We start from the raw sequence: 15613 nt of genomic DNA on the forward strand, positions 1-15613 counted from the left end.
TATTCGGCCGGGCGAGTATCCGATCTTGAGATATGACTAGAAGTGACAACCGAGGAAAGGAATCCGATGGCCAGGACCTGGTTCATCACCGGCACCTCCCGTGGCTTCGGCCGGGAGTGGGCCGAGGCCGCGCTCGACCGTGGGGATCGGGTCGCGGCGACCGCGCGGGACGTCGCATCGCTCGGCGAGCTCACCGCGAAATACGGCGACCGCGTGCTGGCGCTCGCCCTCGACGTGACCGACAAGGCGGCCGTGTCGGCGGCGCTGGCTCAGGCGTACGAGAAATTCGGTCGTCTTGATGTGATTGTCAACAACGCCGGTTACGGGCAGTTCGGCATGATCGAGGAGATCAGTGAGCAGGAGGCCCGGGAGCAGTTCGAGACGAACGTGTTCGGGGCGCTCTGGGTCACCCAGGCGGCGCTGCCCTACCTGCGGGAGAGCGGCGGCGGCAACATCATCCAGGTGTCCTCGATCGGCGGCATCTCGGCGTTCGCGAACATCGGCATCTACAACGCCTCCAAGTGGGCGCTCGAGGGCTTCAGCCAGGCTCTCGCGCAGGAGGTCGCGCTGTTCGGCGTCAAGGTGACGCTGGTCGAGCCGGGCGGCTTCAGCACCGACTGGGGCGGCTCGTCGGCGAAGCACGCGACGCAGCTCCCGGCGTACGAGAAGGTCCGGGAGATCGCCGCCGAGGGCCGCAAGAAGCGGGTCTCCGACCCGGGCGACCCGACCGCGACCCGCTCCGCGATCCTCAAGATCGTCGACGCGGAGAACCCGCCGCTGCGCATCTTCTTCGGCTCGGCCCCGATCGGCATCGCGACGGCCGACTACGAGTCCCGCCTCGCCGAGTGGCGCGAGTGGCAGCCGGTATCCATCGAGGCCCAGGGCTGAACCACCGGTCCGGCGAGTTCGCCGCGCGAACCCGCCGGGCCGGCTGCAACATTTCTGCATATCGGATCCATTGACTCTCATCGAAATAACTCCCTATCTTCGGCTAAGCGGTTCCGCCGGCGAAACAGCACACATGCAGGGCCAACATCCAATCCACTGTGGATTTGGCCGTCCTCGCCTGCCGAAAAGGGAATCAGCATGACCAAAATTCGATGGATCACCGCCGCGGCCCTCGCCACCTTGCTCAGCGCCGCGGCGACCGCTCCCGCCCACGCGAGCGCCCTGGCCGCGGGCGTGGCCGACGGGTTCGCCACCGGCACCACCGGCGGGGTCGGTGGGGCCACCGTCACCGTCGACACCACCGACGAGCTGCTCGAGGCGATCGACACCGTCGGGCCGTTGATCATTCAGGTCAGCGGCGCCATCGCGATCACCAGCAAGCAGGGGGTCCGGCCCAACAAAACGATCGTCGGGCTCGGCTCGACGGCGGTCATCTCCGGCGGCGGGTTCGACTTCTACCGGTCGTCCAACGTCATCGTGCGGAACCTGACATTCGTCGACGCCGAGGACGACGCGGTCAATGTCGGGCAGGAGTCGCATCACATCTGGATCGACCACAACACGTTCGTGCGGCCGGTGGACGGCTCGGTCGACATCGTGCGCGGCGCCGACTTCGTCACGGTCTCGTGGAACCACTTCGCCGGCACCGACAAGTCGATGCTCATCGGCCACTCCGACGGCGCCGCCTCCACCGACGTGGGCCACCTGCGGGTGAGCATCCACCACAACTGGTTCGACGGCTCCCGGCAGCGGCATCCGCGGGTGCGCTTCGGCGAGCCGGTCCACGTCTACAACAACTACTTCGACGGCAATGAGCTGTACGGGGTGGCCTCGACCATGAACGGCGGCGTCCTCGTCGAGGGCAACTACTTCGCCGGCGTGGCCTATCCGTGCTTCTCCACCAGCGGTTACGCCGACAGCGCCCCGGGCCGGCTGGTCCAGCGCAACAACGTCTTCACCGCCTCGGGCACGTGCGAGGCGGGCGGAACGGTCGCCGAGCCGAGCGCCTACTACAGCTACACGCTCGACCCGCCGGCGTCCGTACCGGCACTGGTGCAGGCCGGCGCCGGAGCGGGCCAGATCTGACCAGGAACCCGTCACCCGGCCGGGTGGCCGCCCGGCCGGGTGAACCCCAACGGGGTGAACTGTTGTCCCGCATCAACAGATCATCGACAATATGTGCCCTGACCGATCCCGGCGAAGGGGCGCACACGCGGTGAACGTCATCTCCGCTACCTGTCGCGACGAGGTGCTGAGCGCCCTCGCGGACGGACACACGTCGGTGCTCGCCGGTGGGCAGAGCCTGCTTCCCGAGCTGGGCGGCCGGAGCGGCCGCCGGCTCGTCGACATCAACGCGGTGGCCGAGTTCGAGGTGCTGGCCGAGGCGGACGGCACGCTGCGGGTCGGCCCGCTCGTGCGGCACCGGACGTTCGAGTCGGATGCGGTGACCGGCCCGCTCGGTGGCCTGATGCGCCGGGTCGTCCGCAACATCGGGCACCCGCCGATCCGGGCCCGCGGAACCATGCTCGGCAGCCTGGCCTACGCCCACCCGGCGGCGGAATGGCCGGTCCTGACGGTGATCCTCGACGCTCGCTTCGAGCTGACCGGGCCGGGCGGCGGCCGGACGGTGCCGGCGGAGCAGTTCTTCACCGGCCCGTTCACGACGGCGCGCCGGCCGGAGGAGTTGCTGGCCGAGGCGCGACTGCCGGTTCTCCCGGACGGCACCGGCGTGGGCTACGCCGAGGACCGCCGAGGACCGGGGATCTATCCCGAGGCGGCCGCGATGGCAGCGGTCACCGTGGCCGACGGCCTGATCAGCGCCGCCGCGATCGGCCTGGTCAACGCCGGCCCCTGCCCGGTCCGGGCCCGGACGGCCGAGAGGGCGCTGGTCGGAAGTGCGTTCTCGGACGCCGCCGTCCTCGCCGCGGCCGATGCCGCCGCCCAGCTCGACGCCAACCTGAGCGATCTCGACGGGAGCGAGCGGCGTCGCCGGCAACGCGCCCTGCAGGTCCTGACGAGGCGGGCGCTGACCCAGGCCCGGGAAAACACCGGCCCGTAATCTTGATTCATTCCAGAAAAGTGGACTAGGGTTCCTCGGGTGACACCCGACTTCGAGGCGCAGCTCAAGGCGGCCTCGTTGCGCGTGACCAAGCCCCGGCTGGCGGTGCTCGCTGCCCTGCGCGACCACCCGCACGTCGACACCGACACCGTTATCGCACTCGTGCGAGCGGATCATCCCACGGTCTCGCACCAGGCGGTGTATGACGTATTGCGTGCTCTCACGACCGCCGGTCTGGTCCGGCGCATCGAGCCCGCCGGTGCGACCGCCCGCTACGAAACGCGGGTGTCGGACAACCACCACCACGTGGTGTGCCGCTCCTGCGGCGCGATCGCCGACGTCGAGTGCGTCGTCGGCCATGCCCCCTGTCTCACTGCCTCGAACGACCACGGCTTCGTGATCGACGAGGCGGAGGTCGTCTACTGGGGCTTCTGCCCCGCCTGTTCGGAAGGAAACTGATGAGCGACACCCAGGACTCCAACGCCGGTGGCTGCCCGGTCGCGCACGACTCCGTGACCGCGCACGGCAGTGAGAGCGAGAACCCGGCGATCGACGCGCCCACCCCGAAGACCGGTGGCCGGCCCCGCACCAACCGCGACTGGTGGCCCAACCAGCTCGACCTGTCGGTGCTGCACGCCCACTCGCCCAAGGGCAACCCGCTCGGCGCCGACTTCAGCTACGCCGCCGAGTTCGCGAAGCTCGACGCAAACGCGGTCAAGCGCGACATCACCGACGTGCTGACCACCTCGCAGGAGTGGTGGCCGGCCGACTTCGGCCACTACGGCGGCCTGATGATCCGGCTGAGCTGGCACGCCGCCGGCACCTACCGCATCCAGGACGGCCGTGGTGGCGCCGGCGACGGCGGGCAGCGGTTCGCCCCGCTCAACAGCTGGCCGGACAACGCCAACCTGGACAAGGCCCGCCGCCTGCTCTGGCCGGTCAAGGCGAAATACGGCCAGAAGATCTCCTGGGCCGACCTGCTCGTGCTGGCCGGCAACGTGGCGCTGGAATCGATGGGCTTCCAGACCTTCGGCTTCGGCTTCGGCCGGGTGGACGTGTGGGAGCCCGAGGAGATCTTCTGGGGCCCGGAGGACACCTGGCTCGCCGGTCGCTACGTCGACGACAAGTCGATGTCCGAGGGCGTCGGCGCGACCGAGATGGGCCTCATCTACGTCAACCCGGAGGGTCCCGGCGGCAACGCCAACCCGCTCGCGGCGGCGCACTTCATCCGCGAGACCTTCGCCCGGATGGCGATGAACGACGAGGAGACCGTCGCCCTCATCGCCGGCGGCCACACCTTCGGCAAGACCCACGGCGCCGGTGTCGCCGACGGCCACGTCGGCCCGGAGCCCGAGGGCGCCGAGCTCGACGCGCAGGGCCTCGGCTGGCTGAGCACGCACGGCAGCGGCAAGGGCGCGGACGCGATCACCAGCGGCCTCGAGGTCACCTGGACCGACAAGCCGACCCAGTGGAGCAACCGCTTCTTCGAGATCCTCTTCGGGTACGAGTGGGAGCTCACCGAGAGCCCCGGCGGCGCGAAGCAGTGGACCGCCAAGACCACCGACGAGATCATCCCGGATGCGTACGACTCGGCGAAGAAGCACAAGCCGACGATGCTGACGACCGACCTGTCGCTGCGCGTCGACCCGGCGTACGAGCAGATCTCCCGTCGTTTCCTGGCCGACCCGGATGCGTTCGCACTGGCGTTCGCCAAGGCCTGGTACAAGTTGCTGCACCGCGACATGGGCCCGGTCGCCCGCTTCCTCGGCCCGTGGGTTGCCGAGGCGCAGCTGTGGCAGGACCCGGTTCCGGCGCACGAGGGCGCCCTGGTGAGCGAGGCCGACATCGCCACGCTCAAGTCGACCGTGCTCAGCTCCGGCCTGACCGTCGCGCAGCTGGTCTCCACCGCGTGGGCGTCGGCCGCCAGCTACCGCTCCACCGACAAGCGCGGCGGCGCCAACGGCGCCCGCATCCGCCTCGAGCCGCAGCGCAGCTGGGAAGCGAACCAGCCGGAGCAGCTCGCCTCGGTGCTGAGCACCCTGGAGACGATCCAGAAGCAGTTCAACGAGGCCGGCGGCGCGCAGATCTCGCTCGCCGACCTGATCGTGCTGGCCGGTTCGGCCGCCGTCGAGAAGGCCGCCGCCGACGGTGGCGTCAAGGTGACCGTGCCGTTCCGGCCGGGCCGCACCGACGCCACCCAGGAGCAGACCGACGTCGAGTCGTTCGCCGTTCTCGAGCCGCGGGCCGACGCGTTCCGCAACTACCTGCGGCCGGGCGAGAAGACCCAGCCGGAGGTCCTGCTGGTCGACCGCGCCTACATGCTCAACCTGACCGCGCCGGAGATGACCGTGCTGGTCGGCGGCCTGCGGGCGCTCGGCAACAACGTCGCCGGCAGCGAGCACGGCGTGCTCACCGGCACGCCGGGCAAGCTCACCGGCGAGTTCTTCGCCAACCTGCTGTCGCCGGGCACCCGCTGGCAGGCGTCGAAGTCCGAGGAGCACGTCTACGAGATCCGCGACGCGGCCACCGACGAGCTGAAGTGGACCGCCACCGCGGTCGACCTCATCTTCGGCTCGAACTCGCAGCTGCGCGCCCTCGCCGAGGTCTACGCCAGCTCCGACGCCGCCGAGAAGTTCGTGGCCGACTTCGTGGCCGCCTGGACGAAGGTCATGGAGCTGGACCGCTTCGATCTGACCTGATCCGCACTGCTGAACGAGCCCGGCCACGGTGGCCGGGCTCGTTTCGTGCTGAGGAGGATGCAAGCCGCCTGCAAGCAACGGCTGGCATGCTCCTCAGCACGATGATCGAGGTACGAGTTCTCGGGCCGGTCGAGGTCCGGGTCGGCGGGGCCATCCGGTCGGGGGCGGATCGGCAACTGGCCGTGCTGGCGATGCTGGTGGCGGCGAACGGCCGGGCGGTGTCCGCGGATCGGCTGGCCGACCAGTTGTGGCCGGCCGGGCCACCACCGAGTGCGGCGGGTTCGCTCCAGGCGTACATCTCCCGCCTTCGCCGTCAGCTGGAACCGGACCGCCTGCCGCGAGCCGCGCCGAAGGTCCTGGTGAGCGAGCCGGCGGGGTACGCACTGCGGCTGGGCGACGACGCCGTGGACTCCTGGGCCCTGGAACGGGCGCTGGGCGCGGCGCCGCGGATGCCGCCGGAACGCGCGCTGGCGCTGCTGCGGGAACACCTCGCGGGCTGGCGCGGCACACCCTACGAGCAGTTCACCGACGAGGACTGGGCGCGGCCCGAGATCGCCCGCCTCGACGAACTGCGCGGCTCCGCCCAGGAACGCATGATCGAGGCGATGCTGCGCGCCGGCCGGCCGAACGACGCCGTGGTGGCCGCGAACGCCCTGACCGACGCCCAGCCACTGCGCGGCGCGGCCTGGCGGCTGCTCGCGATCGGGCTGTGGCTGGCCAACCGGTCCGCCGACGCCCTCGAAGCGCTGCGGCGCCATCGCCGCTACCTGGCCGAGGAGCTGGGCCTCGACCCGGAGCGCGATCTCGTGCGGCTGGCGCAGGCGATCCGCGAGCAACGCCCGGAGCTGCTCGACGACGACGTCGCGGTCGAGGCGATGCGCGCGACCAACCAGCCCGGCGGCGTACGGCCGGCGCAGCTGCCCCGGCCGAGCGCGGCCTTCGCGGGCCGCGAGGCGGAGTTGCGCCGACTGACCGCGCAGGCCGACGCCGGCTCCGTCCTCACCGTGATCACCGGGCCGGGCGGGGTCGGCAAGACGACCCTCGCGCTGCGGTGGGCGCACCGGGTGGCGGCCCGGTACGACGACGGCCAGCTCTACGCCGACCTGCGCGGATTCGGGCCGGAGGACGCCCCCGCGGAGCCCGGCGAGATCCTGGCCGGCTTCCTGGGCGCGCTCGGGATCCCGGATCAGCGGGTGCCACCCGGCCTGGACGAGCGGGTGGCGCTCTACCGCAGCGTGCTGGCCGGCCGGCGGATGCTGCTGGTGCTCGACAACGCCCGCAGCGCCGCGCAGGTGCGGCCGCTGCTGCCCGGCACGCCCGGCTGCGCGGTCGTGGTGACCTGCCGGGGTGGGCTCACCGGGCTGGTTCTGGCCGAGGGTGCCCGGCCGATGCGGCTGGACGCGTTCACCGACGAGGAGGCGCGGGCCTATCTCGGCGCGGCCGACTCGCCCGCACTGGACGTGATTCTCGCGCGGTGCGGCGGTCTGCCGCTCGCACTCGCCGTGGTCGCCGCCCGGGCCGCCGAGTTCCCGCTGGCGGCGGTGGCGGCCGAGCTGGCCGACGACGGCCTCGACGCGTTCGCGGTGCCGGGCGTCAAGCACGACCTGCGCACGGTCTTCTCCTGGTCCTACCGCCATCTGCCGGACGACGCCGCGGCGCTGTTCCGGCGCCTGGCGCTGCATCCGGGGCCGGACGTGACCCTGGCCGCGGCGACCGCGGTGGCCGGCGGCGACCGGGCCGGCACCCGCCGGCTGCTGCGGCTGCTGTGCGACGCGCAGCTGCTCACCGAACGGCAGCCGGACCGCTTCGGCTATCACGACCTGCTGCGGGCGTACGCCACCGAGCTGGCCGGGAACGTCGACAGCGCCGAGTGCCGGCGCGACGTGCTGCGCCGGCTGGCCGAGCACCACCTCTACTCGGCGGCCGGCGCGGCCAAGATCTGCTACACGTTCCGTGCCCGGATGTTCGACGACGTACCGGAATCGGCCTGGCCGGTCGAGTTCGCCGACGGCGACGAGCGGGGAGCGATGTCGTGGCTGGAGAGCGAGTACGACAATCTGATGGCGGTGGCCGAGGCGTGGCCCGCCTTCTCCGCCGGCTTCGCCTGGGCGCTCGCCGATTTCCAGCAGGACCTCCACTTCATGATGGACGACTCGATCCGGCTGGCCCGGGCCGGACTCCCCTACGCCGAACGGGACGGCGAGCGGTGGTGGATCAGCTACCTCAACTATCTGATCGGCCGCGGTCACCTGCGGCACCATCAGCCCGCCGAAGCACGGCCGGCGCTGGAACGGTCGGTCGAGATCGCCCGGGGGCTCGACGACCCGATCCGGCTCGGGCACGGTCTGCTCAGCCTGGCGCTGTCGGTCTCCGGCCTGGCCGGCGTGCCGACCCGCGAGCGAGCGATCGCGGCCTATCCCTACGCCGTGGAGGCCGGTGAGCACTACCGGAAGGTCGCCGAGTCGCAGCGCCTCGAGGGCGAGTCGAACTGCCTGATCGTCATCGGGTGGTTCCACTACTACGGACCCGGAGGCATCAGTACGGCGATCGACTGCTTCCGGCGTTCGGTTGACCTGCACGAGCGGACCGGCAACGTCGCCGGCGTCGCCGCGACCTGGGTCGACATCGGCCGGTTGCAACGCCACTCGGGCGACATCGACGCGGCGATGGCGGCGTTCGAGACCGCCCTCGAGATCTTCGGCGAGTCCAGCTATCAGCGAATCGAGCCGCTGGTCGGGCTGTACGGCTGCCACCGCGACGCCGGCGACGAGCGGGCCGCGCAACAGATCCGTGCGGAGGCGGTCGGCCTGATGAAGTCGGCCCGCTACCCCGACCTCGAACGACTCACCGCCGCCCTCGACTTGCAGTAGGGCGCAAGCCGGCCCAAGCGACGGACAAGATCGCCTGTCCACCCTCTCAGTCCGAACCAACTGAGGGGGAACCATGGATCTCGTCCAGCTTCTCCGGCGGCACGCCGGACAGCACGCGGACCGGGTGGCGATCCGGCTGGCCGGAACATCCGATCAGCTCACGTACGGCGAGCTCGACCGCCGGGCGCAAGCGGTGGCCGCGCTGCTGCGGTCGGTCACCTCGGTCGGCGACCGCGTCGCGCTGCTGTTCCCAGCTGACCCCGACTTCCTGCCGGCGCTGTTCGGCTGATGGTACGCGGGGGTGATCGCGGTCCCGCTGGCCGGTCCGCGACAGGTCGCGCCGGCGTCGGCCGCCCTGGTCCTCACCAGCGAGGACGTGATCCGCGAGCTCGGCGGGCAGGCGTCCGCGGTGCTCGGCCGCTACGCGACCGTCGACCATGCGGCGGCGGCCGGGCTGCCCTGGGAGTCCGATCGGGCCCGCCACGAGGTGGCCGTGCTCCAGTACACCTCCGGCTCCACCGGCCGGCCCAAGGGGGTGCTGGTCAGCCACCAGAACTACTCGCACAACGTGGCGATGCTGACCGACTTCACCCGGTCGATCGCGCCCGAGGTCCGGCAGTTCCGGACGGTCAGCTGGCTGCCGCACTTCCACGACATGGGCCTGGCGCTGCTGCTCTTCACGGTCAGCCACGCCGGCACCAGCACGCTGATCCCGCCGATGGCGTTCCTGCGCGACCCCGGTTCGTGGCTGCGGGCCATCGACGAGGCCGACGGCAATCTCACGGCCGCGCCCAATTTCGCGTACGACCTGTGTGTCCGGCGGGTGACCCGGGACCAGGCGGCCGGCCTCGACCTGAGCTCGATGGCGATCATGTTGAACGGGGCCGAGCCGGTGCGCGCCGACACGATGGAACGGTTCGCCGCGCACTTCGCGTTCAGCGGCTTCCGGCAGAGCGCGTTCGCGCCCGCCTTCGGCCTGGCCGAGGGCACCGTCTTCGTGAGCGGCCTGCGCTTCGGCGGCCTGCCCCGGACCGTGCGCTTCGACCGCCGCTCGCTCCAGGACGGTGTCGCAGCGCTCGGCGCCGATGCGACGACCAGCCGCACCCTGGTCGGTTGCGGGCTGCGCCCGGACGGGCTGACCGTGCGGATAGCCGACCCGGCCGGCCACGCCGAGCTGCCGCCCGGCACGATCGGCGAGATCTGGGTGCACGGGCCGAGCGTCGCCCTCGGCTATGCGCCGGGCACTTCGTCGAAAGCCTTCGCCGCCCGCCTCACCGGCTTCGACCAGCGCGACTACCTGCGCACCGGCGACCTCGGCTTCCTCTGGGACGGGGAGCTGTTCGTCATCGGCCGGCTCGCCGACCTGATCGTGCTCGACGACGGCCGGCTGATCCAGCCACCGGACATCGAGCACACCGTGGAGCGCAGCCACCCCGCCCTGGGCGGCCGGCGCTGCGTGGTCTTCCCGTACGGCGCGGACGACAGCCGGCTCGCCGTCGCCGTCGAGGTGCGCGAGCAGCCGGCCGGCGACGAGGCGAACGCGGTGCGCGCGGCGGTGGCCGCCGAGCAGACGTCGAGATCGCCGACGTGCTGCTCCTGGCCACCGGCGCCCTCCCGGTCACGACCAGCGGCAAGGTGCAGCGCTCCCGGTGCCGGGAGATGCTGCTGGCCGGCGGGGTGGCGGCCCGATGACGGTGCTCGTCATGTGCTTCGGCGCGATGATGACGTTCCTGCAGATCACCACGTCGGCCGCGGCGCTGTCAGCGATCCAGGACGACCTGCTGGTCGGTCCGGCCACCCTGGTCTGGATCCCCAGCTCGTACACCCTGCCGGTGGCGACGTTCGTGCTGACCGCGGCCACCCTGGGCAATCGCTTCGGCCGGCGGCGGCTGTTCGTGGCCGGTGTGGTCGTGATGATGGCCGGCTCGCTGCTGCTGATCGCCGGCGGCAGTCTCGCCGCCGCCATCGCCGGGCAGTTCGTGGCCGGCGTCGGCGGCGCACTGATCCTGCCCAACAGCCTGGCGATCCTCGGCGACGCGTTCCCCGACCCGCACCGCCGCACCGAGGTCATCACGCTCTGGGCGGCGTCCTCCGGGATCGGGCTGGCGATCGGGCCGGTCGTGGCCGGGGCGCTGCTCGAGATCACGTCGTGGCACGCGGTCTTCCTGCCCACCGCCGCGCTCGGTGCGGTCACGGTCGCCGGTGCGCGCCTCTGGGTGCCGGAGTCACGCGGCCCGGCGGCCCGGCTCGACCTGCCCGGCGTGGTCCTCGGCACGATTGCGGTCGCTGCCCCGGTCTACGCCGCGATCGAGGGCGACCACCTCCTCGCCGCCGTCCCGGTCACGATCCTGGCCGTCGCCGGCTTCATCGTGGTCGAGCGGCGCAGCCCGGCGCCGATGCTGGATCTGCGGCTGTTCCGCTCCGCGTCGTTCGCCGGGGTGCTCGTGGTGGCCGCGATCGCGATGTTCGGCTTCACCGGGGTGGCGATCATCGAGGCGCTCTTCTTCGAACGGGCCCAGGGACTGAGCGCCCTCCACATGGGATACCGACTGCTGGTGCTGTTCGGGGTCTACATCGCGGCGGCCGGACTCGCCGGTCCCCTCGTTCGGCACGCCGGCTTCAAGGCGCCGATGGCGGCCGGCCTGGTGGTGGCGGCCGGCGGCTGTCTCGGCCTGATGACCCAGCACGCCGGCACCGGCTTCGGCAGCGCGTGGGCGTACTTCGCGGTGCTCGGCGCCGGCTGCGGCCTGGTCGTCTCGCCGAGCACCGCGGCCGCGCTGGCCGGCGTCCCGGCCGCCCAGGTCGGGGCGGCCTCCGGCATCGTCAACACGATCCGCCAGCTCGGCTCGGTGCTGGGGTCGGCGCTGCTCGGCGCGCTGCTCGCCCGCCGTCTGCTGGCCGAGCTGCCCGGCGAACTGGCCGGGCGCGCCGTGCCCGCCGCCGTGGGCGACCAGGTCACCGCCGCGGTTGCGGACGGCCGATCCGGCGGTGGTCAGCTGCCCCCGGCCGTACGGATGGCCATCGGTGACGCCTTCGTCTCCGGCGTGAATGCCGTCCTGGTCGTCACCGCGATCGTCTTCCTTCTCGGCGCCGTCGTCGTGCTGACACTGGTCAGGAACCGGCCGCATGAGGAGCACCGAGCGCCGGCCGCTCGTCCGGATGCTCGAAGTAGTACCGCATAGCGCGGTAGGCCGGCACCGCGTTCGCGCCGAGCCAGTAGGTCGGGATGATCATGAGCGTCGGTTTGTCGGCCATCGCCAGCGGACCGAGGTAGCGTCGGAGGCGGATGCCGTCGGCCGGTGCGGCCCGCACGATGATGCACGGCATCCGGCGGCGCTCCGTGGCCAGCACATCGGTAACGGCCGGCCACGGCACGAAGTGCTCGTGACGGGACGCACGGTGATAGATGCCGGTGGGCGTCAGGACGACCATGCCGGGCGCCAGGCGCAGCTCGACGACCACACACGCCGCGGCGGCCAGCCCGAACCCGGCGAAGACGACGGCCAGCGCCCAGGCGGCGCCGCCCGCCTGGCCCAGATCGACTGCGAACAGCGTCATGAAGGCAGCGCCCAGGGCCAGGCCGGCCATGCCCCAGTAGGCCGGCCATCGGGCGTACCGGAAAGCCTGGCCCGGCTCGCCCTGATCGGTGACGCCGGCGGCGGGCGGGCGAATGGACGGGGACGGCCGCAGCCCTAGGTTGATCACCTGGCCGATGAGGTGGGCGAGCAACAGGGGCGTGAACACGAAAGTTGCCCGCTGGGTGGTGGAGTCGAAGTCGTCGATGGCCGTAAGGCTGAGCAGGAGCGCGACGGTCAGCGCGGCCACGGTCATCGCCCGTTCGACGGCACGGCCCGGTTTCGACCATGCGGCCACAGATTCCATGGGCCGGGATCGTACTGGCCATTTGTGTTTTTCGGCGGCCCGGCCGCCGTCTCCCTGTCGTGGTCACTGAAGCCGGCCGGCACCGCCGGCCCGCGTCGCCGGTGTGGCGGGGCGGGCTGGTCGTCGCGTGCTGGCTTGCGGTGGTGGCCGGCGCGCCCCGGCAGCACCCTTCCGACCTGGTGCACGGCGTCGCGCTGTTCGGCCACCTGGTATCGGTGGTGGTCGGTTTCGGGGCGGTGCTGCTGGTCGACTGGTTCGGCCTGCTGTGGCTGACCGGCCGCCGCTCGCTCGACGACGTCCTGCGCACCGCGGCCGGCGCGCACGTGCCGATCTGGCTGGGCTTCGCCGGTCTGCTGACCACCGGCCTGTTCCTCGGCCCGCCCAGCCCCTGGAGGCCGTCGCGGTCCTGATCGTCGGCCTGAACGGGATCCATGCCGGTCAGTTGTCGCGCCGCCGCCCGCCGCTCGCCCGATTCGCCGCCGCCACCGGGATCTCACAGTTGGGCTGGTGGACGGCCGTCGTGCTGGGCTTTCTCAACAGCCGGTCGTGACCTACCGGCCCCAGACGGCGAGCTCGCCGCCGGCCAGGCAGACGACCAGCAGGCCGTCCGGGCCGACGATCGCCCAGGACTCGAAGTCGGCGTCCGGGCCGACCAGCAGCTCGGCACCGCCGGCGAAACAGATCGCCAGTTCGCCGGACTCGCGCGCCCGGGCGCCGTGCACGACGTCGCCGAGCAGCATCGCGAGGACGTCCGAACTGGTCACGCCCGGCTCGACGGCGAACGGGCCGTTCGGTCCGGACAGCAGGGCCGGAGCTTCGATCACGACCTGGTTGCCGCCGGACAGGCTCAGGACGATCGTGTGGTCGAGCCGCACGTACTCCAGTTTCTGCCCGATCAGCAGGTCCAGCTGCCGTGCCTGCCGCACACGTTGCTCAGCCATGACTGACCCCATGAATAACCCTCGATCGGCTTGTCGGACCGTTGATGCGCAGGACCGTAACTGGATCTTCGTTAACGGGGCCTTAAATCCCGAAGGGCCCCTCAGCTGATCAATTCGGCGGCGGCGGGGCGGCCCGCCGTGAGAGCCTCGGGAGATGATCGCGGTTCCGGCCGGCACCACCCTGACCCTGCGCTGCCCGGGCGAGCCGGACCTGCCCCTGATCAATCTGGCTGAGGTGCAGGCCAACTTCGTCACCGAGCTCCCGCCGATGCTGGTGCTCAGCCTCGACGAGCAGGGCACCCGGCGGTACGGCATCCTCGAGCTGGTCACCAGCGCCGGCGTCACCTGGGTCGAGGCCGAGCTGCGCGACGGCCGGCTGACCGTGACCGGCGGGCTGCCCACCGACGTGGTGCAGCGCCGCGGCGCCGCGCGCAAGCCCGGGACCTACACCGCGAACGGCACCGCCCAGGTCGAGTCGGGGCCGGGCCGCCGCCTGGTGCCGGTGAGCGGGCACGTCCAGGACGTCTCCACCGGCGGCCTGCTGCTGCGTGGCGCCGGCCCGGACAGCCCGCACCTGCCGGGCGGGATCAAGCGGGCCCTGCTGCACGTCGACATGCCCTGGGGCGTGATGACCGCGGCCGTCACGCCGGTCGAGCAGATCGCCGACCAGTTGCGCGGCTCCTACGAGTGGATCGACCCGGCCGACTCGGCCGCGCTGCGCGAGTTCTGCCCTTAGGGGCAGCAATCATTGACATCTGACGATCTAACAGCTTTGTTAACTTTATGAAGCTGACCGCCTTGTTCACGGCCGTGGCCCTGGTGACAACGGCAGCGGCGGCGCCGGCGCTAGCCGCCACCGTCTGCAACCGCTACTGCGACGGCCGCGACCCGGGGCTCGCGACCGCCGACCGGGTGCCGGTCAGCGGCAGCCTCTACGGCCGCGTCTTCAAGGTGCACGTCAACGACACCGACGCGATGGCCTGGGCCTCGATCGAGAGCGGTGCGGCCGGCGACGAGGTGTGGCTGGACCGGTCCTTCGACGGTGGCCAGAGCTGGGCGGACGGCTCCAAGCTCGGCGACACCACGATCCCGGCCGGCTCGGCCGGATGGCGCACGGCCCAGTTCAACGTCGACGACTGGGGCAGCACCGGGGTGGGCGCGCTGCGCGCCTGCGGCAAGGCCGGCGACCGGCCGGAGATCGCCTGCACCGCGTGGACGCGCAGCAACTGGAACGCGTGGGACCGGCGGACGTCGGCGGCCACCGCGCTGATGATGCGCTTCGACCGCAGCACCGGCCTCTTCGACCACAACGGCTGGTGGACCGGCGCCAACGCGCTGACCTCGGTGATCAACAACATCCAGCGCAGCGGCATGAACAGCTACCAGTACGCGATCGCGAGCACCTACGACAAGCAGGTCAATGCGGCGCAGGGGCAGTTCCGCAACGAGTACCTGGACGACACCGGCTGGTGGGGCCTGGCCTGGGTGGCTGCCTACGACCTGACCGGCGACAGCCGCTACCTCAACACCGCCCGCGCCGACGCCGACTGGATGTACAGCTACTGGGACACCAAGTGCGGTGGCGGCGTCTGGTGGAACACCGCCCGCACCGCCAAGAACGCCATCCCCAACAGTCTCTTCATCCAGCTCAACGCCGCGCTCAGCCGGCGTATCGCGGGCGACACGGTCTACCGGCAGCGGGCCCTGGCCGACTGGGCCTGGTTCCAGAGCACCGGCATGCTCAACAGCTCCAACCTGGTCAACGACGGGGTCAACCTGAGCACCTGCAAGAACAACGGTGACGTGACCTGGACGTACAACCAAGGGGTCTTGATCAATGCCTTGGTGGAGCTCAATCGGCTGACCGGGGATGCCGGCTTGATCACCACCGCCCGCCGGATCGGCGACGCGATGACGACCAGCGGCTACCTCTCCCCCGGCGGAATCCTGCGGGAGCCGAACGAGCCGGACGCGTGCAGCGGCGACGGGGTGTCGTTCAAGGGCGCGGCGATCCGCGGGCTGGGGGTGCTGAACAGTGCGACCGGCGGCGCCTACAACACCTACCTGCAGCGCAACGCGGACAGCGCCTACGCGAACGACCGGGACAGCATCGACGCGTACGGCTCGCATTGGGCCGGGCCGTTCCGCGGCACCAATCACAGTTGTCAGCACAGCGCGCTCGACCTGCTCAACGCCGCGCCGTAACCTCAGCGG

Annotated in this window: 13 protein-coding genes and 1 pseudogene; 12 read left to right on the forward strand and 2 right to left on the reverse strand. The window is 71.4% G+C overall.

Translation table 11 applies throughout. The features are described from left to right. Window positions 1-66 precede the first annotated feature (66 nt). The 9 genes and pseudogenes from AB0E90_RS01090 to AB0E90_RS01130 all read left to right on the forward strand — a co-directional run bounded on the left by AB0E90_RS01090 (window position 67) and on the right by AB0E90_RS01130 (window position 11758). Window positions 67-888 (forward strand): SDR family oxidoreductase, encoded by an 822-nt coding sequence (locus AB0E90_RS01090; protein WP_360397624.1) that lies wholly within the window; start codon window positions 67-69, stop codon window positions 886-888. Between the two features lie 198 nt (window positions 889-1086). Beyond that, window positions 1087-2034: a pectate lyase gene (locus AB0E90_RS01095; protein ID WP_360397626.1), complete on the forward strand. Its 948-nt coding sequence runs from the start codon at window positions 1087-1089 to the stop codon at window positions 2032-2034. 130 nt (window positions 2035-2164) lie between these two features. Beyond that, the gene (locus tag AB0E90_RS01100) at window positions 2165-3007 is read left to right on the forward strand and encodes an FAD binding domain-containing protein (RefSeq protein WP_360397628.1); all 843 of its coding nucleotides are present in this window, start codon (window positions 2165-2167) and stop codon (window positions 3005-3007) included. A 39-nt stretch (window positions 3008-3046) separates the two neighbouring features. Then, the gene (locus AB0E90_RS01105) at window positions 3047-3466 is read left to right on the forward strand and encodes a Fur family transcriptional regulator (protein ID WP_360397630.1); all 420 of its coding nucleotides are present in this window, start codon (window positions 3047-3049) and stop codon (window positions 3464-3466) included. Beyond that, window positions 3466-5706 carry a catalase/peroxidase HPI gene (gene katG, locus AB0E90_RS01110; RefSeq protein WP_360397632.1) on the forward strand — a complete coding sequence of 747 codons (2241 nt, stop codon included), beginning with the start codon at window positions 3466-3468 and terminating at the stop codon, window positions 5704-5706. Before AB0E90_RS01105 ends, katG begins: the two co-directional genes overlap by 1 nt. Before the next feature lie 86 nt (window positions 5707-5792). After that, entirely contained in the window at window positions 5793-8576 is a 2784-nt protein-coding gene (locus AB0E90_RS01115; protein ID WP_360397634.1) for a BTAD domain-containing putative transcriptional regulator, read from the forward strand. A gap of 73 nt (window positions 8577-8649) precedes the next feature. Continuing rightward, window positions 8650-8865 carry an AMP-binding protein gene (locus AB0E90_RS01120; RefSeq protein ID WP_360397636.1) on the forward strand — a complete coding sequence of 72 codons (216 nt, stop codon included), beginning with the start codon at window positions 8650-8652 and terminating at the stop codon, window positions 8863-8865. Between the two features lie 204 nt (window positions 8866-9069). Further along, a pseudogene (locus tag AB0E90_RS01125) lies at window positions 9070-9750 on the forward strand (AMP-binding protein); the annotation flags it as partial. Between the two features lie 514 nt (window positions 9751-10264). Next, window positions 10265-11758 carry an MFS transporter gene (locus AB0E90_RS01130; protein ID WP_360397638.1) on the forward strand — a complete coding sequence of 498 codons (1494 nt, stop codon included), beginning with the start codon at window positions 10265-10267 and terminating at the stop codon, window positions 11756-11758. On the opposite strand, the gene AB0E90_RS01135 is transcribed toward AB0E90_RS01130, so the two are convergent. Next, a complete protein-coding gene (locus AB0E90_RS01135) occupies window positions 11688-12458 on the reverse strand; it encodes a hypothetical protein (RefSeq protein WP_360397640.1) in 771 nt (256 codons plus the stop codon). The two genes, AB0E90_RS01130 and AB0E90_RS01135, sit on opposite strands and share 71 nt — an antisense overlap. A gap of 59 nt (window positions 12459-12517) precedes the next feature. On the opposite strand from AB0E90_RS01135, the gene AB0E90_RS01140 reads away from it, so the two are divergent. Beyond that, the gene (locus AB0E90_RS01140; protein ID WP_360397642.1) at window positions 12518-12868 is read left to right on the forward strand and encodes a hypothetical protein; all 351 of its coding nucleotides are present in this window, start codon (window positions 12518-12520) and stop codon (window positions 12866-12868) included. A gap of 141 nt (window positions 12869-13009) precedes the next feature. Here AB0E90_RS01140 and AB0E90_RS01145 read toward each other — a convergent pair whose 3' ends face one another. After that, on the reverse strand, window positions 13010-13399 hold the full coding sequence (locus tag AB0E90_RS01145; RefSeq protein ID WP_360397644.1) for a DUF6188 family protein: 390 nt from the start codon (window positions 13397-13399) through the stop codon (window positions 13010-13012). Between the two features lie 154 nt (window positions 13400-13553). Here AB0E90_RS01145 and AB0E90_RS01150 point away from each other — a divergent pair, with 154 nt between their 5' ends. Together AB0E90_RS01150 and AB0E90_RS01155 are read left to right on the forward strand one after the other, a co-directional pair. Beyond that, complete coding sequence (locus tag AB0E90_RS01150; RefSeq protein ID WP_360397646.1) at window positions 13554-14135, forward strand: hypothetical protein; 582 nt, start codon at window positions 13554-13556, stop codon at window positions 14133-14135. Window positions 14136-14182: 47 nt separating this feature from the next. Next, a complete protein-coding gene (locus tag AB0E90_RS01155) occupies window positions 14183-15604 on the forward strand; it encodes a glycoside hydrolase family 76 protein (protein WP_360397648.1) in 1422 nt (473 codons plus the stop codon). The last annotated feature ends 9 nt before the right edge of the window (window positions 15605-15613 follow it).

Source organism: Actinoplanes sp. NPDC026619 (assembly GCF_040638295.1).
GTDB lineage: Bacteria > Actinomycetota > Actinomycetes > Mycobacteriales > Micromonosporaceae > Actinoplanes.